This window comes from Bradyrhizobium nitroreducens (assembly GCF_002776695.1).
GTDB classification, from domain to species: Bacteria; Pseudomonadota; Alphaproteobacteria; order Rhizobiales; family Xanthobacteraceae; genus Bradyrhizobium; species Bradyrhizobium nitroreducens.
The window spans coordinates 7974147-7997501 of the sequence record NZ_LFJC01000003.1; the positions used below are offsets into that span (position 1 = coordinate 7974147).

21 protein-coding genes are annotated in these 23355 nt (G+C 65.2%); 9 read left to right on the top strand and 12 right to left on the bottom strand.

What is annotated here, in order from left to right; all coding sequences use genetic code 11:
- Positions 1-368: 368 nt before the first annotated feature.
- Entirely contained in the window at positions 369-764 is a 396-nt protein-coding gene (gene cycA / locus TSA1_RS37645; protein ID WP_100180735.1) for a cytochrome c-550 CycA, read from the bottom strand.
- Between the two features lie 280 nt (positions 765-1044).
- Here cycA and TSA1_RS37650 point away from each other — a divergent pair, with 280 nt between their 5' ends.
- The 5 genes from TSA1_RS37650 to TSA1_RS37670 all read left to right on the top strand — a co-directional run bounded on the left by TSA1_RS37650 (position 1045) and on the right by TSA1_RS37670 (position 7013).
- Complete coding sequence (locus TSA1_RS37650; protein ID WP_100180736.1) at positions 1045-2538, top strand: FAD-linked oxidase C-terminal domain-containing protein; 1494 nt, start codon at positions 1045-1047, stop codon at positions 2536-2538.
- 58 nt (positions 2539-2596) lie between these two features.
- Positions 2597-3835, top strand: coding sequence for an FAD-binding protein (locus tag TSA1_RS37655; protein ID WP_100181565.1), 1239 nt, complete (start codon positions 2597-2599; stop codon positions 3833-3835).
- A complete protein-coding gene (glcF, locus tag TSA1_RS37660) occupies positions 3832-5148 on the top strand; it encodes a glycolate oxidase subunit GlcF (RefSeq protein WP_100180737.1) in 1317 nt (438 codons plus the stop codon). Before TSA1_RS37655 ends, glcF begins: the two co-directional genes overlap by 4 nt.
- A gap of 91 nt (positions 5149-5239) precedes the next feature.
- Positions 5240-5614 carry a histone gene (locus tag TSA1_RS37665; RefSeq protein WP_100180738.1) on the top strand — a complete coding sequence of 125 codons (375 nt, stop codon included), beginning with the start codon at positions 5240-5242 and terminating at the stop codon, positions 5612-5614.
- Positions 5615-6017: 403 nt separating this feature from the next.
- The gene (locus TSA1_RS37670) at positions 6018-7013 is read left to right on the top strand and encodes a TorF family putative porin (protein ID WP_174719254.1); all 996 of its coding nucleotides are present in this window, start codon (positions 6018-6020) and stop codon (positions 7011-7013) included.
- 143 nt (positions 7014-7156) lie between these two features.
- Here TSA1_RS37670 and TSA1_RS37675 read toward each other — a convergent pair whose 3' ends face one another.
- Positions 7157-8914, bottom strand: a complete 1758-nt coding sequence (locus tag TSA1_RS37675; protein WP_100180739.1) for an ABC transporter ATP-binding protein/permease — start codon at positions 8912-8914, stop codon at positions 7157-7159.
- Between the two features lie 315 nt (positions 8915-9229).
- Here TSA1_RS37675 and TSA1_RS37680 point away from each other — a divergent pair, with 315 nt between their 5' ends.
- Together TSA1_RS37680 and TSA1_RS37685 are read left to right on the top strand one after the other, a co-directional pair.
- Positions 9230-10894 carry an L-lactate permease gene (locus TSA1_RS37680; protein WP_100180740.1) on the top strand — a complete coding sequence of 555 codons (1665 nt, stop codon included), beginning with the start codon at positions 9230-9232 and terminating at the stop codon, positions 10892-10894.
- 129 nt (positions 10895-11023) lie between these two features.
- Positions 11024-11422, top strand: coding sequence for an META domain-containing protein (locus TSA1_RS37685; RefSeq protein WP_100180741.1), 399 nt, complete (start codon positions 11024-11026; stop codon positions 11420-11422).
- 144 nt (positions 11423-11566) lie between these two features.
- Here TSA1_RS37685 and TSA1_RS37690 read toward each other — a convergent pair whose 3' ends face one another.
- The 3 genes from TSA1_RS37690 to TSA1_RS37700 all read right to left on the bottom strand — a co-directional run bounded on the left by TSA1_RS37690 (position 11567) and on the right by TSA1_RS37700 (position 15067).
- Positions 11567-12778, bottom strand: a complete 1212-nt coding sequence (locus tag TSA1_RS37690; protein ID WP_100180742.1) for a hypothetical protein — start codon at positions 12776-12778, stop codon at positions 11567-11569.
- 198 nt (positions 12779-12976) lie between these two features.
- Positions 12977-14608 carry a chaperonin GroEL gene (gene groL / locus TSA1_RS37695; protein ID WP_100180743.1) on the bottom strand — a complete coding sequence of 544 codons (1632 nt, stop codon included), beginning with the start codon at positions 14606-14608 and terminating at the stop codon, positions 12977-12979.
- A 162-nt stretch (positions 14609-14770) separates the two neighbouring features.
- Complete coding sequence (locus TSA1_RS37700) at positions 14771-15067, bottom strand: co-chaperone GroES (RefSeq protein WP_027525027.1); 297 nt, start codon at positions 15065-15067, stop codon at positions 14771-14773.
- A gap of 317 nt (positions 15068-15384) precedes the next feature.
- Between TSA1_RS37700 and TSA1_RS37705 the strand changes: the two genes are divergently transcribed.
- The gene (locus TSA1_RS37705) at positions 15385-15906 is read left to right on the top strand and encodes a hypothetical protein (RefSeq protein ID WP_174719255.1); all 522 of its coding nucleotides are present in this window, start codon (positions 15385-15387) and stop codon (positions 15904-15906) included.
- A 188-nt stretch (positions 15907-16094) separates the two neighbouring features.
- Here TSA1_RS37705 and TSA1_RS37710 read toward each other — a convergent pair whose 3' ends face one another.
- Entirely contained in the window at positions 16095-16874 is a 780-nt protein-coding gene (locus TSA1_RS37710) for a protein phosphatase CheZ (RefSeq protein ID WP_174719256.1), read from the bottom strand.
- A 17-nt stretch (positions 16875-16891) separates the two neighbouring features.
- A complete protein-coding gene (locus TSA1_RS39185; RefSeq protein WP_142250483.1) occupies positions 16892-17140 on the bottom strand; it encodes a hypothetical protein in 249 nt (82 codons plus the stop codon).
- Between the two features lie 50 nt (positions 17141-17190).
- Here TSA1_RS39185 and TSA1_RS37715 point away from each other — a divergent pair, with 50 nt between their 5' ends.
- Complete coding sequence (locus TSA1_RS37715; RefSeq protein WP_100180746.1) at positions 17191-18003, top strand: L,D-transpeptidase; 813 nt, start codon at positions 17191-17193, stop codon at positions 18001-18003.
- Between the two features lie 112 nt (positions 18004-18115).
- Here the strand turns inward: TSA1_RS37715 and TSA1_RS37720 are convergent, their stop codons facing one another.
- The 5 genes from TSA1_RS37720 to TSA1_RS37740 form a co-directional block, all read right to left on the bottom strand.
- Positions 18116-18940, bottom strand: coding sequence for a DUF2076 domain-containing protein (locus TSA1_RS37720; protein WP_100181567.1), 825 nt, complete (start codon positions 18938-18940; stop codon positions 18116-18118).
- 126 nt (positions 18941-19066) lie between these two features.
- Positions 19067-19912 (bottom strand): ChbG/HpnK family deacetylase, encoded by an 846-nt coding sequence (locus TSA1_RS37725; RefSeq protein ID WP_100180747.1) that lies wholly within the window; start codon positions 19910-19912, stop codon positions 19067-19069.
- Positions 19909-21000 (bottom strand): glycosyltransferase family 2 protein, encoded by a 1092-nt coding sequence (locus tag TSA1_RS37730; protein WP_100180748.1) that lies wholly within the window; start codon positions 20998-21000, stop codon positions 19909-19911. Before TSA1_RS37730 ends, TSA1_RS37725 begins: the two co-directional genes overlap by 4 nt.
- Before the next feature lie 99 nt (positions 21001-21099).
- Positions 21100-22077, bottom strand: a complete 978-nt coding sequence (gene hisG / locus TSA1_RS37735; RefSeq protein ID WP_100180749.1) for an ATP phosphoribosyltransferase — start codon at positions 22075-22077, stop codon at positions 21100-21102.
- Between the two features lie 3 nt (positions 22078-22080).
- Positions 22081-23232 (bottom strand): ATP phosphoribosyltransferase regulatory subunit, encoded by a 1152-nt coding sequence (locus tag TSA1_RS37740; protein ID WP_100180750.1) that lies wholly within the window; start codon positions 23230-23232, stop codon positions 22081-22083.
- Positions 23233-23355: the final 123 nt, after the last annotated feature.

A 23355-nucleotide genomic window follows, 5' to 3' on the forward strand; every position in this document is an offset into this window, starting at 1 on the left:
CTTTCGAGGGTTGCGAGACGAAGCAAAGCTCGGGCGAATTCAGCCGCGAGGCTGCGAAGCCATGTCTATCACCACGCACTCGGTGTCATCGCCCGCCTAGTGCGCAATTGCGCACAGGGGCGGGCGATCCAGTATTCCAGAGGCCGTGGTGATTGAGCCGAGAGGCCGCGGCGTACTGGATTCCCTGCCTTCGCGGGGAATGACAGCGTTACTCGAGGAGGCAGCCTATCGCCTCACGCTCCGCCATTGCTTCGTCGCAAGAGCTCCTCGCAATGAAGCCGTGGCGAGAGCGCGCCAAAACAAAAAAAGCGGCAGCTCCGATCCTGATTCGATCAGAACCGAAGCTGCCGCGACTTCCTTGTGCAGGCTTACTGCTTGATCTTCCCGTCCTTGTCGAACTGGGAGACGTAGGTCCAGAGATTGTTGATCTCGGTCTCGTTCTTGATGCCGGCGAACGCCATCTTGGTGCCGGGGATCTTGGCCTTGGGGTCCTTGATGTATTCCTTGAACACGGCCTCGTTCCAGGTGATGCCGGAATTCTTGTTGGCGTCCGAGTAGCTATAGCCCTCGACCGTGCCCGACTTGCGGCCGTTGAGGCCGTTGAGCTCGGGGCCGACCTTGTTCTTGGCGCCTTCGCCGATCGCGTGGCAGGCCAGGCATTTGTTGAACGACGTCTTGCCGGCCGCGGCATCCTGCGCCATCGCGGCGGGTGCGGTGGCAATCGCGGTGAGGATCGTCAGTGCGCCAAAAATCAGTTTTGTCATCGGGTGCTCTTCGTCTCTTCCCTGGTGGGTCTGGGCTGGTCAGTCTTTTGCCGGATCGGCAATCGCCCGACCTGCCGGTTTTGGCAGGCCTGCGCGGCTTGGACAAGTCACCAAACCATGACAGGTTTCATGATTTCCGACTTGTCCCAGAGCGAACTGGCGGAAGATGGGCGATCCGACTTTCGGATGGCCTACCCAAAGGGCTACGGACGTGATTGATTTGCCGAGACAAATTGATCGTGCGGCGCGAGCCGGAAGGATATGCCATGAAGGATTTGATATGGCCATCATGATGCCTGCGAGTGACCAGGCTGTGCTCGCGCGCCGCGCCGAGATCGTTGCTGCATTGCGCGCGATCGTATCAGGCGAGGGCGTGATCGATACGCCTGCGGAGATGCGGGCCTATGAATCCGACGGGTTGACGGCCTATCGGCAGCCGCCGATGGTCGTGGTGCTGCCCGATACGACCGAGCAGGTCTCGCTCATCCTGAAATATTGTGCAGGTCAGAACATCAAGGTGGTGCCGCGCGGTTCCGGCACGTCGCTATCAGGCGGCGCCCTGCCGCTCGAAGACGGCGTGCTGCTGGGCCTCGGCAAGTTCAAGCGCATCCGCGAGATCGATTTCGACAACCGCGTCGTCGTCACCGAGCCCGGCGTCACCAATCTTGCGATCAGCCAGGCGGTCGCCCATGCCGGCTTCTATTACGCGCCCGACCCGTCCTCGCAGATCGCCTGCTCGATCGGCGGCAATGTCGCGGAGAATTCCGGCGGCGTGCATTGCCTGAAATACGGCATGACCACCAATAACGTGCTCGGCTGCGAGATCGTGCTGATGAGCGGCGAGATCCTGCGCATCGGCGGCAAGGGGTGCGAGAACGCCGGCTACGATCTGATGGGCGTCATCACGGGCTCGGAAGGGCTGCTCGGTGTCATCACCGAGGTCACGGTCCGCATCCTGCAAAAGCCGGAGACGGCGCGTGCGCTGATGGTCGGATTCGCAGAGGTCGAGGCCGCCGGCGAATGCGTCGCGCGCATCATCGGCGCCGGCATCATTCCCGGCGGCATGGAGATGATGGACAAGCCCGCGATCCATGCCGCGGAAGCCTTCGTCCATGCCGGTTATCCGCTCGATGTCGAGGCGCTGCTCATCATCGAGCTCGACGGACCCCAGATCGAGGTCGACGAGCTCATCACGCGCGTCGAGACAATTGCGAATGCCTGCGGCTCGACCACCTGCCAGATCTCGACCTCGGAGGCCGAGCGCAATCTGTTCTGGGCCGGCCGCAAGGCCGCGTTCCCGGCGGTGGGGCGCATCTCGCCGGACTATCTCTGCATGGACGGCACCATTCCGCGCGGCGCGCTGCCGAAGGCGCTCGCGCGCATCCGCGAGCTCGGCGAAAAATACCAGCTCGGCTGCGCCAACGTGTTCCACGCCGGCGACGGCAATCTGCACCCCCTGATCCTCTACGATGCCAACAAGCCCGGCGAGATCGAGCGCGCCGAAGCCTTCGGCGCCGACATCCTGCGCGCCTGCGTCGAGTTCGGCGGCGTGCTCACCGGCGAGCACGGCGTCGGCATCGAGAAGCGCGACCTCATGCCGGAGATGTTCACCGAGATCGATCTCAACCAGCAGCAGCGCCTCAAATGCGCCTTCGATTCGCAAGGCCTGCTCAATCCCGGAAAGGTATTCCCGACCCTGCACCGCTGCGCCGAGCTCGGCCGCATGCATGTCCATGCCGGCAAGCTGGCGTTTCCGGACATCCCGCGGTTCTAGCGCGATCGCTGCAAGCGTCGAATTGCTTTTCATCCTGAACTTGGATACCGGCTCATCCGTGGATACGCTTAAAGTCAGAGACGCCAAAGACGTCGAGGAAGTGGTGCGCGCGGCGATTGCCAACGAGCAGCCGCTCGAGATCATCGGGCATGGCAGCAAGCGCAGCATCGGCCATGCGATGGCGACCAACGCCGTCCTCGACCTCTCCGCGCTCAATGCCGTCACCTCCTACGAGCCGAACGAGTTGATCGTCACCTTGCAGGCCGGTGCGCCGCTCGCGGACGTGCTGTCGCTGATCGATGCCAAGAACCAGCAATTCGCCTTCGAGCCTGTCAACACCGCGCCGCTGCTCGGCACGCCCCCATCGGGCACCATCGGCGGCATGATTGCGGCTGGCCTTGCCGGCCCGCGCCGGATCAGGGCCGGCGGGGCGCGCGACCACCTGCTCGGGGCGCACGCCGTCTCAGGCTTCGGCGACAGCTTCAAGACCGGCGGCAAGGTGGTGAAGAACGTCACCGGCTACGACCTCTGCAAGCTGCTGGCGGGGTCCTGGGGCACGCTGTCGGTGATGACCGAGGTCACGTTGAAGGTGATGCCCAAGCCCGAGGCCGAGCGGACGCTGCTGCTGCGCGGGCTCGATGATGCCGCCGCCAACAAGGCGATGACCGCGGCGCTCGGCTCGCCCTTCGACGTCTCCGGCGCGGCGCATCTGCCGTATCAGGCGTTCCGGGCCAAGCCCGAGGGGCTGGGCGATCTCGCAGGGGAGGGCGAGGCGCTGACCGTGCTGCGGCTCGAGGGCATCACCGCCTCCGCCGCCCATCGCGCCGGCTCGCTGCGCGAATTGCTGGCGCCGTTCGGAACCGCGACATTGATCGAGGATGCCGCATCTGCTGCGCTGTGGGTCACGATCCGCGACGTGCTGCCGTTCGCGGCCAGCGGCGCGCTCGGCGCCTGGCCGGTCTGGCGCATCGTCTGCCCGCCGGCCTCGGGCGCGGCGCTCGGCACGCGATTGACGCGCGAGACCGGTGGCGACGTGCTCTATGATTGGGGCGGTGGATTGATCTGGGCCGCATTGCCGCCGAAGGGCGATGCGCATGAACCGGCCGTGCGGGCGTGTGCGAATGCGGTCGGAGGGCACGCCACGCTGATCCGGGCGGCCGAGGATGTCAGGCGCGAGGTCGACGTGTTCCATCCGCAGGCGCCGGGCATCGCCGCCCTGAGCGAGCGGGTGCGCGCCAGCTTCGATCCGAAGACCGTTCTGAACCGGGGCCGGCTGACGCGAGGCGCTGTGGCATGAAGACCGAATTCTCGCTCGCCCAGCTCGCCGACCCCGATATCGCGGAAGCCGACAAGATCCTGCGCGCCTGCGTCCATTGCGGCTTCTGCACCGCAACCTGTCCGACCTATGTGCTGCTCGGCGACGAGCTCGATAGCCCGCGCGGCCGCATCTATCTGATCAAGGAGATGCTGGAGAAGGACCAGACCCCGACGGCCGAGGTGGTCAAGCACGTCGACCGCTGCCTGTCGTGCCTGTCCTGCATGACGACCTGCCCCTCGGGGGTGAACTACATGCATCTCGTCGACCAGGCCCGGGTCAGGATCGAGCAGCGCTATCAGCGGCCTCTGGCCGAGCGGCTGCTGCGTCAGGTGCTGGCTTTCGTCCTGCCGGACCCGCAGCGCTTTCGCGCCAGCATGGTGCTGGCGCGGCTGGCCCGGCCGCTTGCCGTGTTCCTGCCGACCCCGCGGCCGTCGGCCACGCCAGGCCTGGTCCAGCGCATCAAGGCGATGCTGGCGCTGGCCCCGCAGCGGCTGCCGTCACCGGGCCCCCTCCCGGGCAGCGTGTTCGCAGCGCTCGGCAAGAAGCGCGGCCGGGTCGCGCTGCTGCAGGGCTGCGCCCAGCAGGTGCTGGCGCCGCGCATCAACCAGGCCGCCATCAGTCTTCTCACCCGCCACGGCGTCGAGGTTGTCCTTGTCAGGGACGAGCAGTGCTGCGGTGCGCTGACCCATCATCTCGGCAACGACGGGGATGCCTTGGCGCGGGCGCGGGCCAACGTCGCGGCGTGGCGGAAGGAAGCGTCCGGCGAAGGGCTCGACGCCATCCTCGTGACCACGTCCGGCTGCGGCACGGTGATCAAGGACTACGGCTATCTCCTGCGCGAGGATGCGGCCTTCGCCGCCGACGCGGCAAAGGTGTCCGCGCTCGCCAAGGACATCACCGAGTACGTCGCCGGTCTCGATCTCGCAACGACTGAGCGAGGCGACAACATCGTCGTCGCCTATCATTCCGCATGTTCGTTGCAGCACGGGCAGAAAATCACGGGCCTTCCGAAAGAATTGCTTTCCAAGAATGGATTCGTGGTGAAAGATGTACCCGAGAGCCATTTGTGTTGCGGTTCGGCGGGGACCTACAACATTCTCCAGCCCGAGCTTGCGGGCCGGTTGCGCGATCGCAAGGTCGCCAACATCGCGAGCGTCAAGCCGGACATGATTGCCGCGGGCAATATCGGCTGCATGGTGCAGATTGCCAGTGGCACGTCAGTTCCGGTCGTACACACGATTGAGCTTCTCGATTGGGCTACGGGCGGGTCGCGGCCGGCACTGAACGCGTAAGTTTGAGCTTTCAGAGCCTGAACTGTCCTCCCCGGGGTGACGACTGAAGACGCCCGATCGACCATTGTTCGGCGGCAACAGGAGGACCACGATGGCGAAAGCGAAGAAGAAGAAAAGCAAGAAGGCCAAAAAGGCCAAGAAGGTTGTAGCGGCGAAGAAGTCGAAGAAGACGACGAAGAAGGCGGCCAAGAAGTCCGCGAAGAAGTCCGCGAAGAAATCTGCCAAGAAATCTGCGAAGCGGGCCGGCCCGAAGAAGGCCGCCAAGAAGACGGCCAAGAAGACCGCGGCCAAGAAGGCTGCACCGAAGAAGGCCGCGAAGAAAGCGGCACCGAAGAAGGCGAAGGCAGCTCCCGCGCCGAAGCCGTCAGCGCCGGCCGCAGCTCCAGCTCCCGAACCGGCGGCCGAGACGAGTTGGGCGATGCCTTCGTCTTCTGCGGAAGCGGCGCCGGCCGAGGGGCAAGGCTAGGCCCCGTCCAGCGACCGTGATCGCCAACAGCGAGGCCGCCGCGGTGACGCTGCGGCCTTTTTGCATCGCCATATGAACGCCCGGAAGCCGTCCCTTTCCGGCACCCGTCTGATTCGTGCCCCGGTTGCCACGCTGGTGACCTTCCCCGTACTTGCCCGGTCCCACCGTGCACTTTGGAATGCAGATAATGTGATCAAGAAGACACACAGCCCGACAACCTTTCGTGGAATCGTCGAAACGCCTAAAAAGTCGGCAGTTGCTCGTGATTTTTGCTTCACGGCCTACGTCCTACAATCCAGATTGTCGCAGTAACGCAATTTTGCACGTTGGTCGTTTGCCCCGGGGGGCTTCCGGGATCCGACTTGGCAAGAGACTTGGCAAGAATTTGGTGATGGGGATCGAAATGAAGAAAGTAGCTTTGTTGGCAACGGCGCTGGCAATGGTGACGACGGGCTCGGCTTTTGCGGCAGATTTGCGCGTGAAGGCATTGAAGGCCCCGCCGCCGCCCGCCTTCGATCCCTGGGATATCGCCTTCGGCGGCGCGATCATGAGCGACTACATCTTCCGCGGTGTCACTCAGTCGAACCACAAGCCGTCGGTCTCGGCCTATTTCGAGCCGCGCTACAACGTCACCAAGGACCTCCAGCTCTATGTGGGCGTGGCCGGTGAGAGCATCTCCTTCCCGAACCGCGCCGCCGCCGAGATCGACGTCTACGGCGGTATCCGTCCGACCTTCGGTGCCTTCGCCTTCGACATCGGCGTCTGGGGTTATCTGTATCCGGGTGGGACCTGCTATTTCGGCGGTACCGGCTTCGACAATGCCGGCAACTTCCAGGGCGGCGATTGCGCCGCGAATGCCCTGATCAACGGCAACGTCATGAAGAAGGACGTCAGCTTCTTCGAAGTCTACGGCAAGATGAACTACACCGTGAACGACAACTGGTCGTTCGGCATCAACGAGTTCTACTCGCCGAACTTCCTCAACACCGGTGCTTGGGGCAACTACACCTCGATCACGGGCAAGTGGACGGCACCGAGCACCACTTTCGGTTCGAGCGGCGTCGGCATGTATGTCTCCGGTGAGTTCGGTCGCCAGTGGTTCGGCACGTCCGATAGCTTCTACGGCGTCCCGGCGTTCCCGAACGGCATCAAGTACGCCGACTACAACACCTGGAACATCGGTGTCGGCTTCACTTACAAGGTGATGACGCTGGACCTGCGTTACTCCGATACCGACCTGAGCAAGGGTGATTGTAACGCCTTCACCAGCGACTTCACCGCCACCGGCACCACCAACGTGACGCCGATCAATCCAACCGGCGTCGGCTCCAAGTGGTGCGGCGCGGCTGGCATCGCCAAGCTCTCCTTCGACCTGACGGCGATGACCAACCTGAAGTAAGCTTCGTCCCGAGACTATCTACGAGGGCGGCAGAGCAATCTGCCGCCCTTTTTGCTTCTCTCCACGCCGTCAAGCCCGGGCATGACGAGTGTGCGGGAGTGACGACCCGAGCTCGATGGACCAGCGGCCCTGCAGTGCTCGCCTCAGCGCGCTGCGCTCGGCTCCGGGGCCGGCTCGCCGGCTTTGCCGAGGACGTGGATCTCGCCGTCCTGCGCCAACGCCACCTTGCGGTTGTGGAAGGTGTCCAGCGTCGAGCGGTGCCCTATCGAGACGATGGTGGCCTGGGGCAGCTTCTCCGTCAGCAGCCGATAGAGGCGGTCCTCGGAAGGCTCGTCCAGCGAGGCGGTCGCCTCGTCGAGGAACAGATAGTCCGGCACGTGCAGCAGCGCGCGGGCCAGCCCGAGGCGTTGCTGCTCGCCGAGCGACAATGTCCGGTTCCAGTGACCGTCCTCGTCGAGCCGCTCAGCCAGGCGCGGCATTCCGACCGCAACCAGGACGTCGCGGATCTTCTCCGGCGGGATGGAGCCGTGCTCGGCCGGGTAGATGATGGCATCGCCCAGCGGACCGATCGGGAAATACGGCCGCTGCGGCAGCATCATCAGCTTCGACGTCGCAGGGATGGCGACCGTGCCGGTGCCGAACGGCCAGACGCCGGCAATGGCCCGGAACAGGGTCGACTTGCCGGAGCCCGAGGGGCCGGTCACCAGCACCCGCTCCGACGGCTGGATCGTGAAGGCATTGGCTGCGACCAGAGGTGCGCCGTTCGGCAGTTTGACGAGCAACTGCTCGAGCGCGATGGCCTTGCCCTTCGACGGTGCGACGTCGATGGTCGGCTCCAGCGCTGCGCCGCGGGCGGCGGCATTGACCGACATCTCGAAGCCATCGAGGCGGGCAATCACCGCGCGCCATTCGGCGAGCGAGCGATAGGCGGTGACGAAGAAGGACAGCGCGTCCTGCACGCTGCCGAATGCCGAGCCCGTCTGCATCATGTCGCCGAGCTGGATGCGCTTGGCGAAATAGGCGGGTGCCACCACCACATAGGGAAAGATCGTCGCGGCCTGGCCGTAGCTCGCCGTGAAGGCGGTGAGGCGCTTGGTCCGGCTCATGATCGCGTACCAATTGCCGATGACGAAGCCGAAGCGCTGCAGCAGGCGCCCGCGCTCCGCGCCCTCGCCTTTCAGAAGCGCGATCTGCTCGGAATTCTCGCGCACGCGGATCAGGTTGAAGCGGAAATCGGCCTCATAGCGCTGCTGCTCGAAATTGAGGTTGATGAGCGGGGCGCCGATCCAGTGCGTCAGCGCGGTACCGACGATCGCGTAGGCCACCGCGCACCAGACCAGGAAGCCGGGGACGACGATGTCGGTGCCGTAGATGTACAAGGGCGCCTTGTAGGACAGACCCCAGAGGATGACGACGAACGAGGCCAGCGTCACGACCGAGGACAGAAGGCCAAGGCCGACGGTCAGCGTCTGCTCGACGAAGGTCTTGACGTCCTCGGTGATGCGCTGGTCCGGATTGTCGGCGGCGTCGCCCTTGAGCTGCATGCGGTAATGCGTGGCGCCGTCGAGCCATTCGCCGAGATAATGCTGCGTCAGCCATTGCCGCCAGCGGATCTGGAGCCACTGGTTCAGATAGAGCTTGTAGACGGCCAGCGCGACGAAGGTGAAGGCGAGGCCGAGGAAGATCCAGACCTCCTTGATGAACTCGGGCAGGTCGTAGGCCTGCAGCGCGCTGTAGAACCGGTTCTGCCATTGATTGAGGAGCACGTTGATCGCGACCAGCACCAGCTCCATGGCGACGACGACGGCGAGCAGGCCGCGGCCGACCCATTTGTCCTCCGACCGGAAATAGGGAGCGGCGATTCGCCAGACGATCGCGAGCGTGGCGCTGATGTTCTTCACAGAGCTGGATCTCCTCGGGGGGTGTGCACAAATGCCCGGAGCCAACGACCTGAGGCAATGGCGGAAATGGGCGCGCTTAGACTAAAGTCGCAAGGTCTGCAATTTGCGTTGGCTTGTCGCAGCTTGCAACCCTAGCATGGGGTTCGACGGCGCGGGGTGGGGTGACCAGGGATTTCGCGAGCTTGTGAGCGGGACGGGAACCGCGGCATTCGCGAGGAATTCGCGTCCAGCTCGGGGGTTATCGCTTCCAGCGTCAAGCAGGATCGGCTCTCCACGCGGGCCGTCTGCCACAAACATGCGTGGGGGAGGAAGACCATGTGGAATCAAGTCTATGATCCGCTGCACAGCCCGGTGCTGTCGACGATTGCGGCGGCAGTGCCCGTCGTCACGCTGCTGGTCCTGATCGCGAGCGGCCGCGTCCAGGCGCATATCGCGGCCATCATCGCCGTGATCGTGGCCAATTTGATCACGATCTTCGTCTTCACCATGCCGGCGAACATGTCGATCCGCGCCTCGGTGCTGGGCATCGTCACCGGCTTCTTCCCGATCGGCTGGATCGTCCTCAACGTCATCTTCCTCTACCAGGTGACTGTCACCACCGGGCGCTTCGAGCTGCTCAAGCGCGCCATCGGCGGCGTCACCGAGGACCGGCGGCTGCAATTGCTGCTGATCGCGTTCTCCTTCGGCGCATTTTTCGAGGGCGCCTCGGGCTTCGGCACGCCAGTCGCGATCACCGGCGCCGTGCTGATCGGCCTCGGCTTCTCGCCGCTCGCGGCCTCCGGCCTGTCGCTGATCGCCAACACCGCGCCGGTCGCCTATGGCGCGCTGGGCACGCCGATCCAGGGCCTTGCCTCGGTCACCGGGCTCGATCCCTACATCCTCGGCGCGATGGTTGGCCGGCAATTGCCGTTCTTCTCGCTGATCGTACCGTTCTGGGTGGTGTGGGCCTTCGCGGGCTGGAAGGGCATGAAGGACGTCTGGCCGGCGATTCTCGTCACCGGCATTTCGTTCGCGGTCCCGCAATTCGTGATCTCGAACTACATCAATCCCTGGATCGTCGACATCGGTGCGTCGCTGATCTCGATGGGGGCGCTGATCCTGTTCCTGAAGGTCTGGCAGCCGAGGCAATTGTGGCTGTCGCCGGCGCTGCGCGGCAATGATGAATCGTCGGCCACCATGGCGGCGGCAAAGCCGCTGGACAAGACGCCGCTGACGCAGAGCGAGGTGTTCAGCGCTCTGCTGCCGTGGATCATCGTCTGCATCGTGATGCTGGTCTGGGGCAATGGCGGCTTCAAGACCTGGGCGAACTCGATCTTCACCTGGAACTATCCGGTGCCCGAGCTGCACCAGATGATCAACAAGATGCCGCCGGTCGCGCCAGGGCCGACCAAGGAGGCTGCGGTGTTCAGCTTCACCTACCTGTCCTTCACCGGCACGGGCATGCTGATCGCGGCGATCATCTCCGGTGTCCTGATGGGCGTCGGTCCCGGCAGGCTCCTCACCGAGTACGGTCGCACCATCCGGCTGTGCGCGATCTCGCTGATCACGATCTCGGCGATGCTCGCGATCGGCACCTTGACGCGCCTGTCCGGCGTCGACGCGACGCTCGGTCTCGCCTTTGCCGCAACCGGCGTGCTGTATCCCTTCTTCGGCACGCTGCTCGGCTGGCTCGGCGTCGCGCTGACGGGATCGGACACCGCCTCCAACGTGCTGTTCGGAAACCTGCAGAAGATCACCTCCGAGCAGCTCGGCCTGTCGCCGGTGCTGATGGCGGCGGCGAACTCGTCCGGCGGCGTGATGGGCAAGATGATCGACGCGCAGTCGATCGTCGTCGCCTCGACCGCCACCAACTGGTACGGCCACGAGGGCACCATCCTGCGCTTCGTGTTCTGGCACTCGATCGTGCTGGCCTGCCTCGTCGGTGTGCTCGTGACGTTGCAGGCCTATGTCTACCCGTTCACGGCGCTGGTCCTGAAATAGCAGGCCATATCCGGTTTCGATGCAGATCCCCGCGGAGGTCTCCGCGGGGATTTTTGCGTGCGTGCGAACCTTCTCAATGCGCCCGCAGTCTTATAGAAGGTGCCGCAAATCAGGTCGTCGAGAGGTCTCATGGTTTCGCTCAAGCGATTGGTGTGTGCTGCGGTTGCAATGCTCGCGATATCCACGCTCGCGCGTGCCGAGGAGGGTTTCCCGTTCGGCAGCGAGATGACGCTGGAAGCATTGCCGCAGCCAGGCTCCAAGCGGATTCCGAACATCGAGATCGGCGATCACGGCGAGGTCTTGCTGGAGCTCTGGTGCAAGGGCGGCAAGGGCCAGTTCTCGGTCGCCGGCAACACGGTGATCTTCGTCCCCGGCCTGATCCAGGACCGCAACTGCCCGCCGGGACGCGCGCAGGCCGACGACGATCTGGTCGCGGCGCTCTCCAGTGTCGAGACCTGGAAGCGTCAGGGCGACGTGCTGACGCTGATCGGCCCGAAGCCGCTGCGCTTCAGGACAACGGGGAATTGATCGCCGTCGTGTCCCGGACAAGGCGTAGCGCGCAAGCGCTGCGTCGCAGAGCCGGGACCCAGTAAATCTATCGACGACTTCGCTTGCGGCTTCTGGGCCCCGGCTCGCAGCGCTTCGCGCTGCGTCCGGGGCACGATAGCTCCGTCACTTCCACACCGACTTGTCGGCGTCCCAGCGCTGAGCCTTCAGCTCCTTGGCGAGGGCCTCGATCGAACCGTTGTCGTCGGGCTGATCGCCTTCCTCGTCGACCGAGGCGTCGTCGGAGAGATTGAGCTTGGCGCCGCTGCTCTCGTCGGCAGTCGTCGTCGCGGGGCTGCCGATCCAGAGCATGAGCTTGTCGGTCGCGCCCGGCTTGTCCGGCGCGACGAGCCCGGTGACCTCGATCGTGTCGGTCAGCTCGAGCGCCGGAAAATCCTGGTTCGGCCGTTTGAAGACCAGCTTGAGCTTGCCGGTGGCGGGGTTGAAGTTTTGCGAGACCGGCTTTGCCGCAAGCGTCCGGCTCAGGACGTTCGCGACAGTGGCCGCGAGCTTGTTGCGGTTGATCTTGTCGCCCTCGCGCCAATCGGCCGCGGCGAAGCGGATGGTGCGGTCCATCTCGGTCATGCCGGCGGTCCAGCCGGCGGCGGTGACGCCGGGCATCGCCTTGAATTTGGCCAGCAGCGCGCCGGCGCGCTCGGGATCGACCGACATGTTGATGGTCTGCTCGCCAGCGCGCAGCGCATCGCAGCCGACGGTGAGGCTCGCCAGCGTCACCTCGACCTCCTGGCCCCTCAGGCTCTTCAGGAAGTCGGTCGCCGCATCCAGCTTGACCTTGACCGCGATCGCCTCCGGCGACACGTCGGTGAAATCCTTGGGCTGCGGCGTGATGCCGTCGTCCGAGGTCTGGTTGTCCTGAAATTCCCTCTCGCTGAGATCGGAATTGTCGGGCGAGGTCACCTCCGTCACCACCTGGCCGATGCTGATCTGGCCGCGGAACTCGAACGTGTCGCCGCTCTGCTTGCGCAGCAGCTTGACGCTGACGGGCGCCTTCTCACCGATGCTCTGCGTCGTGCCCGTCAGGTTCTGGCCCGCGACCTGGAGATTGACGATGAAGCGGTCCTTGCGGTCGGAATTCTTGGCGATCGGGTAACAGACGTCGAGCACCGCGGCCGTCACCGTCTTGCCCTGGCGCGTCTCCTTCAGGATCACGTCGGCATTGCCGTCCATCAGCCCGTCGATCGACGTGAAATAGCGCGTCTCCACGCCACCGGGCGCCGCAGCCTTGGGGGACAGTTTCATCTGGGCGGAGGCAACCTCCGGCGAAGCTGCAAGCAAAGCCGCCAACAGGGCTGTCGAACAAACCAAAAGCGCGCGCATCGACGAAATCCTCAAGCAATGAGCATGATCCGGAAAAGTGTGAAGCGGTTTTCCGAAAAGATCATGCTCAAACAATAGAATCGGCGCCACCGTAGTGGGTTTTGGCCGTGGATTGAATCGGAAAGCGGCGCTCATCGTCGGCAAAAAAGAAGGCCGCCCGGAGGCGGCCTTCGCGATCATGTCGGGTGAGGATGGGCCTCAGAAGCCGCCCATGCCGCCGCCGGCGGGCATGGCGGGCGGGGCTTCCTTCTTCGGCATCTCGGCGACCATGGCTTCGGTGGTCACCAGCAGGCCGGCCACGGAGGAGGCGTCCTGCAGCGCGGTGCGCACCACCTTGGCGGGGTCGATGATGCCCTTCTCGACCATGTCGACATAGTCCTCGTTCTGGGCGTCGAAGCCGAAGGTCTCGGACTTGTTCTCCAGGATCTTGCCGACCACGATCGAGCCCTCCACGCCCGCGTTCTCGGAGATCTGGCGGATCGGGGCTTCCAGCGCCTTCAGGACGATGTTGATGCCGGCCTGGACGTCGGGATTGGCGTTGGTGAGACGGCCCACCGCCTTCTTGGCGCGGAGCAGCGCGACGCCGCCGCCGGGGACGATGCCTTCCTGCACCGCGGCGCGGGTGGCGTTGAGCGCGTCCTCGACGCGGTCCTTCTTCTCCTTGACCTCGATCTCGGTGGCGCCGCCGACGCGGATCACCGCGACGCCGCCGGCCAGCTTGGCGAGGCGCTCCTGCAGCTTCTCGCGGTCGTAGTCCGAGGTGGTTTCCTCGATCTGGGCCTTGATCTGGCCGACGCGGGCCTCGATCTCCGGCTTCTTGCCGGCGCCCTTGACGATCGTGGTGTTCTCCTTGTCGATCACGACCTTGCCGGCACGGCCCAGCATCTTCACCGTGACGTTCTCGAGCTTCATGCCGAGGTCTTCGGAGATGAGCTGGCCGCCGGTGAGGATGGCGATGTCCTCGAGCATGGCCTTGCGGCGGTCGCCGAAGCCCGGTGCCTTGACGGCGGCAACCTTCAGGCCGCCGCGCAGGCGGTTGACGACCAGGGTGGCCAGCGCCTCGCCCTCGACGTCCTCGGCGATGATGACGAGCGGCTTGCCCGACTGCACCACGGCTTCGAGCACCGGCAGCATGGCCTGCAGGCCCGAGAGCTTCTTCTCGTGCAGGAGGATGTAGGCATCCTCGAGCTCGGCGGTCATCTTCTCGGCGTTGGTCACGAAATAGGGGCTGAGATAGCCGCGGTCGAACTTCATGCCCTCGACGATGTCGACTTCGGTGTCGAGCGACTTGTTCTCCTCGACGGTGATGACGCCCTCGTTGCCGACCTTCTGCATCGCCTGCGCGATCATCTTGCCGATGGCGGCATCGCCGTTGGCCGAGATGGTGCCGACCTGGGCGACCTCGGCAGAGGACGCAACCGGCTTGGCGCGCTTCTCGATGTCCTTGATGACGGCCGCAACCGCGGTGTCGATGCCGCGCTTGAGGTCCATCGGGTTCATGCCGGCGGCAACCGCCTTGGCGCCTTCGCGCACGATGGCCTGGGCCAGCACGGTCGCGGTGGTGGTGCCGTCACCGGCGAGGTCGTTGGTCTTGGAGGCGACCTCCCGCAGCATCTGGGCGCCCATGTTCTCGAACTTGTCCTCGAGCTCGATCTCCTTGGCGACGGTGACGCCGTCCTTGGTGATGCGGGGCGCGCCGAACGACTTCTCGATGACGACGTTGCGGCCCTTCGGGCCGAGCGTCACCTTGACGGCGTTGGCGAGAATGTCGACGCCGCGCAGCATGCGATCGCGCGCGTCTCCGGAAAACTTGACGTCCTTGGCAGCCATTGTCTGCAATCCCTCGTGTTTCGTGCTGTGTCTTGTTTGTGCTGCAGCGCGCTCTCTTCGTCATTGCCGGGCTTGACCCGGCAGTCCATCACCTGGCGAAGATTGATGGATGCCCGGGTCAGGCCCGGGCATGACATTCAGCGGCCGTTCAGGCGGCCGGCCTTAGGCCAGAACGCCCATGATGTCCGACTCCTTCATGATCAGGAGATCTTCGTTGTCGATCTTGACCTCGGTGCCCGACCACTTGCCGAACAGCACGCGGTCGCCGACCTTGAGGTCGATCGGGATCAGCTTGCCGGCCTCGTCACGGCCGCCGGGGCCGACGGCGACGATTTCGCCCTGGGACGGCTTTTCCTTGGCGGTGTCCGGAATGATGATGCCGCCCTTGGTCTTTTCCTCGGCGTCGATACGTTTGACCACGACACGGTCATGCAGCGGACGAAATTTGGATTTAGCCATGACGTTTCCCTTTGGAGGCTCGCTTCGGAAGGTGTGGAAAGTGGGTGGGGCGGCGCTTCCGTCCACCCCCTATCCAGAGGATCGAACGGCGTGCTTAGCAATCGGGCTTTCCGAGTGCTAATAGTGCGCTCGGAAATATGGCTTGGCCGCGATCCTGTCAAGCAAAGGTGGTTAAGCGATTGGTGAGGCGGATATAGGATGGTGGCATTGGAAACTTGTTCGGGGCGCCGGCGTATCAAAGGACGTCATTGCTCCGGCAGCGGTTTTGCGCTTGGCTGCGGGAGGGGTGCGGCCATGGTCTTGCTCGGGGGAATGCCATGATCAGTTCGGCTCACGCGCGCACGGTTGCCAATCTGGCGGCCGCTTCATGTCTGGCGCTGCTGCTGGGCGCATGCGGCGGCGGCATGAGCCTACCGTCCTTCTCGTCGTCCTCGCCGCCACCCGAAGCCGAGCCGGGCGTCGCGCCCGAAATGCCTGCGACCATTCGCGCCGACGAGATCGTCGGCCGCTGGGGCCTCGCCTCGTTCCAGAACCCGGCCGACCGTGCCCGCACCGAGGCGGCCGCGAGGGCCCAGTGCAAGAATCCCTACGTGATCACCGCCGGCTCCTCCGGCGGCGTGATCATGCATCTGGCCGACCAGGCAACGCCCCAGGAGCTGCGGCTGAAGGGCTCGCCGAGCGGCAAGAACTACATCGGGCCTGCCGGGCCGACCCCCGGCGAGCAGGACCGCGAGATCGTGTCCTTCGACGGCCGCGTCCTGATCACCCGCTTCATCGACAAGGACGCCGCCACCCGCTACGGCAACATGGTCTACGTCCGCTGCGCGCCCAGGGCGTGATCTCGCGCCTCCGTCATGCCCCGCGCAGGCGGGGCATCCAGTACGCCGCGGCCTCTCGATTGAATCACGACCGTCGCTGGAATACTGGATCGCCCGGCTTGACCGGGCGGTGACAGCGGAGGGAATGGTCCCAAAACAAAAAACGCCGGCTTGCGCCGGCGTTTTGTATTTCGGTATCTCGCGTCCGCTCAGTCGAACAGCGCGTCGATGTCGTCCTGCGAGGCGTGGCCGACGTCGCCGGTGAGCTTCGGACCATTGAGGAGCTTCTCGTCCTCGCTGCGATTGTCGACCTGCGCCGGCACGTGGGCTTTGATCGCGTCGACGCCGCCCCAGATGTCCATCATCGCATTGATGTGCTGCTCGATGAACTTCATCGTGGTCATGACCTTGCTGATGCGCTGGCCGGTCAGGTCCTGGAAGTTGCAGGCTTCGAAGATCGAGATGACGCGTTCCTGGATGTCGTCGGCGAGGCGCTTCTGCTGATCGACCGAGTCCACCTTGGACATTGCGCTCGCGGCCTGGTCGATCGATTCCGCGGCTTCGAGGATCTGCTGGGTCGCCTGCTCGGTGCCGCCGACCACCGCGCCGAGCTCGCCATTGACCTTGGCCATCTCGCCGCCGTCGAAGCTCTTGCCGTGCAGCGTCGCGATCTCGCGCTTGGTGCGGTCGATGGCGTCATGGATGAGGTCGAGCTCGACCTTCAGCTTCTCGCACTGCTCGATCTGCGCCCGATAGGTCTCCAGCATGGTGCGCGCTTCGGAGAGCTCATGGGCCGTCGAGGCGTCGATCGCCGCCATGGCTGCGCTGCCGGACAGCGGGGCAGCGCCCTTCGCCATCTGGGCGCGGATCGCGCGCAGCTCGGCCATGATCTCGCTATGCATCGGGCCGGCCTCTTCGGTTACATCGATAATCGGCATCTCGCCACTAACGATATCCTCAACGCGAAAACGTTTGCGGTGAACAGCCATCAGGATACTCCCCCACCTCACTCACGCGTCTTTGTAGGCAGAAGCGATTTAACACGAAGTTCACAGCCGGAACTGTTGTGCGGCATCGCGCGACGGCGCGCAAAGAAGCGATTAACCATGGCCGCGTCGCGTTCATCGAAAATAAACGCTGATCGCCAAATTGCCGCTGCGCTCGCGACGTGGTGAATCCAAACCCCGCTTTCGTTTACCAAACAAAACGGCTTTTGCTTTTTATTGACCACGTCGAAGGGCGCGGGATCAGCCACCAGCTCTCCACGACGCATGTGATCTAGACGAAACAGTACAGAGTACGTCGATGTTCAAGAAAATGTCTGTCGCGCTGCTCGGCAGCGCTTGCACCTTCATTGCCGGCACGAGCAGCGCCGGTGCCTTCGACAACACCGTGCCGAACGATCCGCCCGCGGTGCTCTACCAGCCGCAGGTGCCGCCGGCGCCGGTGCGGGTCGCCTCCAATGCGAACATGGGCGGCGGTTTCATCGAGTTCCTGTTCGGCGACGGGCCCGGCCGCGGTCCGGCCTACGCGCCCGAGCGGCCGGTGTATCAGCAGCAGCCCGGCTATTACGACCAGCGCCGCCTGCCGCCGATGGGCGAGCCGCAGATGCAGGGTGGATATCAGGGCGCGGGCCTGCAGCAGGAGGCGGTCGATCCGCGGCAGCGCCCGTTCGATCCGAGATTCGAGAAACAATCTGTTGACTATAGCGGCAAGGAAAGTGCCGGCACGATCGTGGTCGATACGCCGAACAAGTTCCTCTATCTGGTCGAGGGCAACGGCAGGGCGATGCGCTACGGCATCGGCGTCGGCCGTCCCGGCTTCACCTGGTCCGGCGTGAAATCGATCACGGCCAAGCGCGAATGGCCGGACTGGACGCCGCCGGCCGAAATGCTCGCCCGCCGGCCCGATCTGCCCCGGCACATGGAAGGCGGCCCGGAAAATCCGCTCGGCGCCCGCGCGATGTATCTGGGATCGACGCTCTACCGCATCCACGGCTCCAACGAGCCCTGGACCATCGGCACCAACGTCTCCTCCGGCTGCATCCGCATGCGCAACGAGGACGTCATCGACCTCTACGGCCGCGTCAATGTCGGCACCAAGGTCGTGGTGATGTGACGTTCCCACCTTCTCCTACAAGGGGAGAAGGAAGAGACCTGCGCAAGAGTTGGAAAATGAAAACGGCCGCCTCTTGGGCGGCCGTTCTTGTTCGCAACGCTACACAGCAACCTCACGCGTAATCGCTGCCGCCATCGTCGTCGCCGCCGAAATCGCTGTCGTCGGCCATGTCCACGTTGTCGCCGCGATCGTCGCCGTAGTCCTGATCGTCGTCGTCGCGATCGTTCGACGCCTGGCCGAAGAAGCCCTGGCGGGAATCGCGATTCGAGCCGATGTCGTTCAGGCCGGCATCGCGGGCGAGCGAGCCGCCGGACTGGTCGCTGCCGCCCCAAGGACTTCCACCAGCACTGCGATCGCCGCCGAGGGAATTGGTGTCGCCGAAAGCCTGCTGGTGCGATCCGCCCATCATGCCGCGGATGCTCGAGAGCAGCAGGGAGCCGCCGACGACGCCGGCCGCAGCGGCTGCGGCCGTGCCGAGGAACGAGCCGCCGCCACCGCCGACCGGCGGAGCGCCATAGCCCTGGCCCGGGCCTTGACCGTAAGCCTGTCCGTAGGGCGGCGCGCCGTAGCCCGGCTGGGTCTGCGGCATCGCCTGACCGGTGTTCCAGACCGGCCGTTGATCGCGGGGAGGCACGTTCGGAACCGAGCCGCGCGAGGGGCTTCCGCCGAACAGCGTGTCGCGCATGGTGTCGAGGAACCCGCCGGACTGCGGCTGCTCGGGCGCCTGGGCCGCTTCCAGCTCCTGGATGCGGTTATGGGCACGCTTGAGCGCCTCGTCCTGCAGCAGCGTGGTCTGCACCAGCGCATAGACGGCGCCGGGCGCCTTGCGCAGACCGTCGGAGATCGCCGCGATCGCATCGGGATCGCGCGGTGCGTTTTCCAGTTTCGAAAGCCGGTCGAAAAGCTCGTCGACGAGCTGGCGTTCCTGCGGCGTCATGATCTGTCTCCTTCGCGCAAAACCAAGCGCGCAGCAGATGTAGGGTTCCATTGTGGCCCCAACAGTGCCGGCCGGATTAAATTTCCGTATGCGACAAGCTGCCCCGCGGCCTGTTGTCCGCCGGTTTCACCCCAGCGTGACGCGGCTCTCCGCGAGCAGGCGCGCGAAGGCTTCGCCCGAGAGATAGGCGTGCTCGCGCTCGCGGACATCGGTCATCGGGTCGAGGCCGGCGAGGACGTCGTCGACGAAGCCGGGATGGCACATCACGAGGCCGCCATCGGGGAGGCCTTCCAGGAATTGCCGCATCAGCCCGCCGTAATCGCTTGCGCGCGTGAAATCATAGGCGCCGGCAAAGGCGGGATTGAAGCTGAGGCCGGCGCGGTCGGCGCGGCGGCGGAATTGCGCGCTGAGACTGTCGAGCACCAGAGCCTTCGGTGAGGCCAGCCGCCGCCTCAGCGGCAGATCGCGGCCGCCCTGACGGACCCAGGCATCCGGCGCAGCCTCGACGATCGCATCGACAAAGCCGTCGCGCACCTGCGGATAGAGCTGCACATGCTGATGGCCGTCGACGAAGTCGGGCGCGCGGCCGAACGCATCCATGAAGGCCGCGAGCTGCGCCTTCACCTCGTTGCGAAAGAACTCGCGGTCGAGCCGGCGCATCAATCCGGCGCGCAGCAGCTTCGGAAACGGCATGAACATGTCGCCGTCGAGCGGGCGGAAATGCATGGTGAGAGGGCGGAACGGTGCCGACAGCGTCACATGCAGTCCGACCGCGCAGCGCGGGCTTTGCTTCGCCGACGCCTGCAGCGCCTCGATGTCGCTGCGCGCGATCGCAGGTCCCACCATCATCACCGAGGTGGCGTTGAGACGGCCGCGTTCGATCAGGTCGCAGATGGCGCGGTTGACGCCCGGGCTGATGCCGTAGTCGTCGGCGCAGAGCCAGATCCGCCGCAGGTCCGCGGCCGCGCTCATTCGGCCGCCGTCCTCTTCGCGGCGTCCTGGCTCGAGGCGTCCTTGCTCGAAGCGTCCTTGCTCGAAGCGTTCCTGGCCTCGTCGGCCTCGAAGTGCTTCTCACTGTGCTCGGCGACGAAGTAGATCGGACGCGCCTTCAGCTCGGACAGGATCTTGCCGATATACTCGCCCATGATGCCGATCATGATGAGCTGGACGCCGCCGATCGTCATCAGGCCGATCACGAGCGAGGGATAGCCGGGCACCTGCTTGCCGGTCGTGAACACCTCCCAGAGGATCGAAAGGCCGAACAGGAAGGCGCCACCGGCGAGAACGACGCCGAGCAGGCTGGCGAAGCGCAAGGGCGCCACCGAAAACGAGGTCAGGCCTTCGATCGACAGGCCGAGCAGGCTTGCGGCGTTGAAGGTGGTGACGCCATGGGCGCGCGCCGCAGGCTCGTAGTCGACGCGGATCTGGCGGAAGCCGATCCAGCTGGCGAGGCCCTTGAAGAAGCGGTTGCGTTCCGGCAGCTGCCTCAGCGCGGCGACGGCGCGGGGCGACAGCAGGCGGAAGTCGCCGGCGTCCTCGGGGATCTTCTGGCGCGCACCCCAATTGATCAGCGCGTAGAAGCCGTGCACGGAGATACGGCGCAGGAAGCTCTCGTTGTCGCGATGCGCCTTGGCGGTATAGACGACGTCATAGCCGTCATCGATCCAGTGCCGCACCAGCTGCTCGATCAGCGCCGGCGGATGCTGGCCGTCGCCGTCCATGAACATCACGGCGCCGAGCCGGGCATGGTCGAGGCCGGCCATCAGCGCCGCCTCCTTGCCGAAATTGCGCGACAGCGAGACCACCTGGACGTCGATCGCGTCGGCGGGCAGCGAGCGGGCGATCGACAGCGTCGCGTCCTTGCTGCCGTCGTCGACATAGACGACCTCGCAAGCGAGGCGATAGCGCTCCCGCACGGTCTTGGCGAGATCGCAGATGCGCTGATGCAGGCCGGCGAGGCCCGCCGCCTCGTTGTAGACGGGGACGACGATCGACAATCCCTTCGCGGCGGCGGTGCCCGCGGTGGTCGTCATGCCGGAAACGTCGGAGCCCAGCGTCATCGATCAAGTCCCAGAGGCGTTCAAGGTCATCTCAACAGCATATGGTAGCTGTCGTTTGCTGTCGCAAAGCTGAACGGAAAAGCTGAACCGACCTGGGGCTTACCGCCGCAGGAACGTCTCGAGCTTGGCGAACAGCGGGTTCTCCCGGTCGAACACGTAGTCGAGCGAGACGACCGAGACGGTCTCGGCGCCGTGCTCGCGCAGGAAGCTTGCCAGCGCATAGAGTTGCCCCGGCGGGCAGTGCAACGTCAGCATGCCTGACGAGGTGGGGCCGCCGAACGGTGCCACGACACCGAAACGGGTGTGGGCTTCGCCGAGCAGGGCGGCGTCGCACTGCCGGAAGCGGGTGCGGACCTCGCGGTATTTGTTGGCCCGCGCCCGTGCCGCGATGTGATCGAGGATGACGCGCGCCGTCTCCCGCGCCTGCGGCGACCAGTCGGCATCCTTCGACGCCACGAGATTGGCCTGGCTGCGCAGGATCACGCCGTCGTCGAGCACCCGCAGGCCATTGGCGGCAAGCGTCGCGCCCGTCGTGGTGATGTCGACGATCAGCTCGGCGCTGCCGGCCGCCGGTGCGCCCTCGGTCGCGCCCGCGCTTTCGACGATGCGGTAATCGGTGATGCCGTGGCTCTGGAAGAACGCGCGGGTGAGATTGACGAACTTGGTCGCGACCCGCATCCGCATGTGGTGCTGCTCGCGGAAGCCGGTGGTGACGTCGTCGAGATCGGCCATGGTGCGGACGTCGATCCAGGCCTGCGGCACCGCGACGACGACGTCGGCATAGCCGAAACCGAGGCCGTCGATCAGCGATACGCGCTTGTCGGCGTCGGCGATGTTCTCGCGCACCAGGTCTTCCCCGGTGACGCCGAGATGCGCGAAGCCGCGCGACAGTTGCGAGGCGATCTCGCTCGCCGAGAGATAGGCGACCTCGACATTGTCGAGGCCTGCAAGCGTGCCGCGATAGTCGCGGGCGCCGCCGGCCTTCGACAGCTTGAGGCCGGCGCGGGCGAAGAAGGCTTCGGTGTTTTCCTGCAGGCGGCCCTTGGAGGGAACGGCCAGAACGAACGGCGCGCTCATGACTTAAGCTCCCACCTTGCGGCCGATCTTCGTCAGCGCATCCACCCAGACCGAGAAGCCGACCGCCGGGATCGGCTCGGCTGAACCGAGCTGGGTCATCAGCCTGTCATAGCGGCCGCCGGCAACCAGCGGCTCTGTGCCGTTGCCGCGGTGATGCAGCTCGAATTCGAAGCCGGTGTAATAGTCGAGGCCGCGCCCGAAGGCGGTCGAGAAGCGCGTCTGCTTCACGTCGATGCCGCGCGCGGCCATGAAGCCGACCCGGCTCTCGAACTGGTCGATGGCCGCGGCAAGGTCGAGCCTGGCGTCGGCGGTGAGCGCGCGCAGCTCGGCGATGGCATCGTCGGGATTGCCCGAGATCGACAGGAAACGCTTGAGCACGGCGATGGCCTCGCGCGACAGCGCGCCGCCCTTCAGCGTGGATTGCTCCAGGAAGCGGTCGGCGATCTCGGCGGTCGTGCGTCCCCCGACATTGGTGGTGCCGGCGATCGACATCAGGTCGGTGACGAAGGCGAGCGCCGCCTTGCGGTCGGAGCCGGCGAGCGCGGCGAGCACGCCCTGATATTCGCTTGGGCTCGCAGTGGTCGCAGCGGCGAGTTTCTCCAGATCCTTTTCCAGGCTGATCTTGCGGTTGAAATCCTTGACCAGGCGGCGGCGCCAGACCGGATAGAGGTCGAGCGCGTCGAGCAGCGCGTTGAACAGCGCGACGTCACCGGTGCGGATCTCGACGTCGCGGACGCCGAAGGCGGCAGTCGCTTCCAGTGCCAGTGCCAGCGTCTCGGCGTCGGCCGCGGCGCGGTCCTGGCGGCCGAAGGATTCGATCCCGGCCTGCAGGAATTCGCTGGCCCGGCCGCCGCGGTAACGAAACACCGGGCCGAGATAGCTGAACCCGGCCGGCTGGCCGGCGCGGGTCGAGGCGAGGTAGTCGCGGGCGACGGGAATGGTCAGGTCCGGGCGCAGGCACAGTTCCTCGCCGGTGAGGTCGGTGGTCAGGTAGAGGCTCTTGCGGATGTCCTCACCCGAGAGGTCGAGGAAGGGCTCGGCGGGTTGCAGGATCGCCGGCTCGGCCCTGACGTAACCGGCCTGCGCGAACGACAACAGCAGCGTATCCGCCCAGGCGGCGGAGCCGGCAGCATTTGAGGTGGCAGTCGCAGTCATAACGGGGGTCCATCGTCCCGGCGGAACCGGGCAGGGCAAGGGGAGGCACAGGAATTGCGCAGCCCTTAGCATGGCCCGGAAGCGGTTTCGACCTCCAAAGGATCAATCGCTTAACGAGTTTGG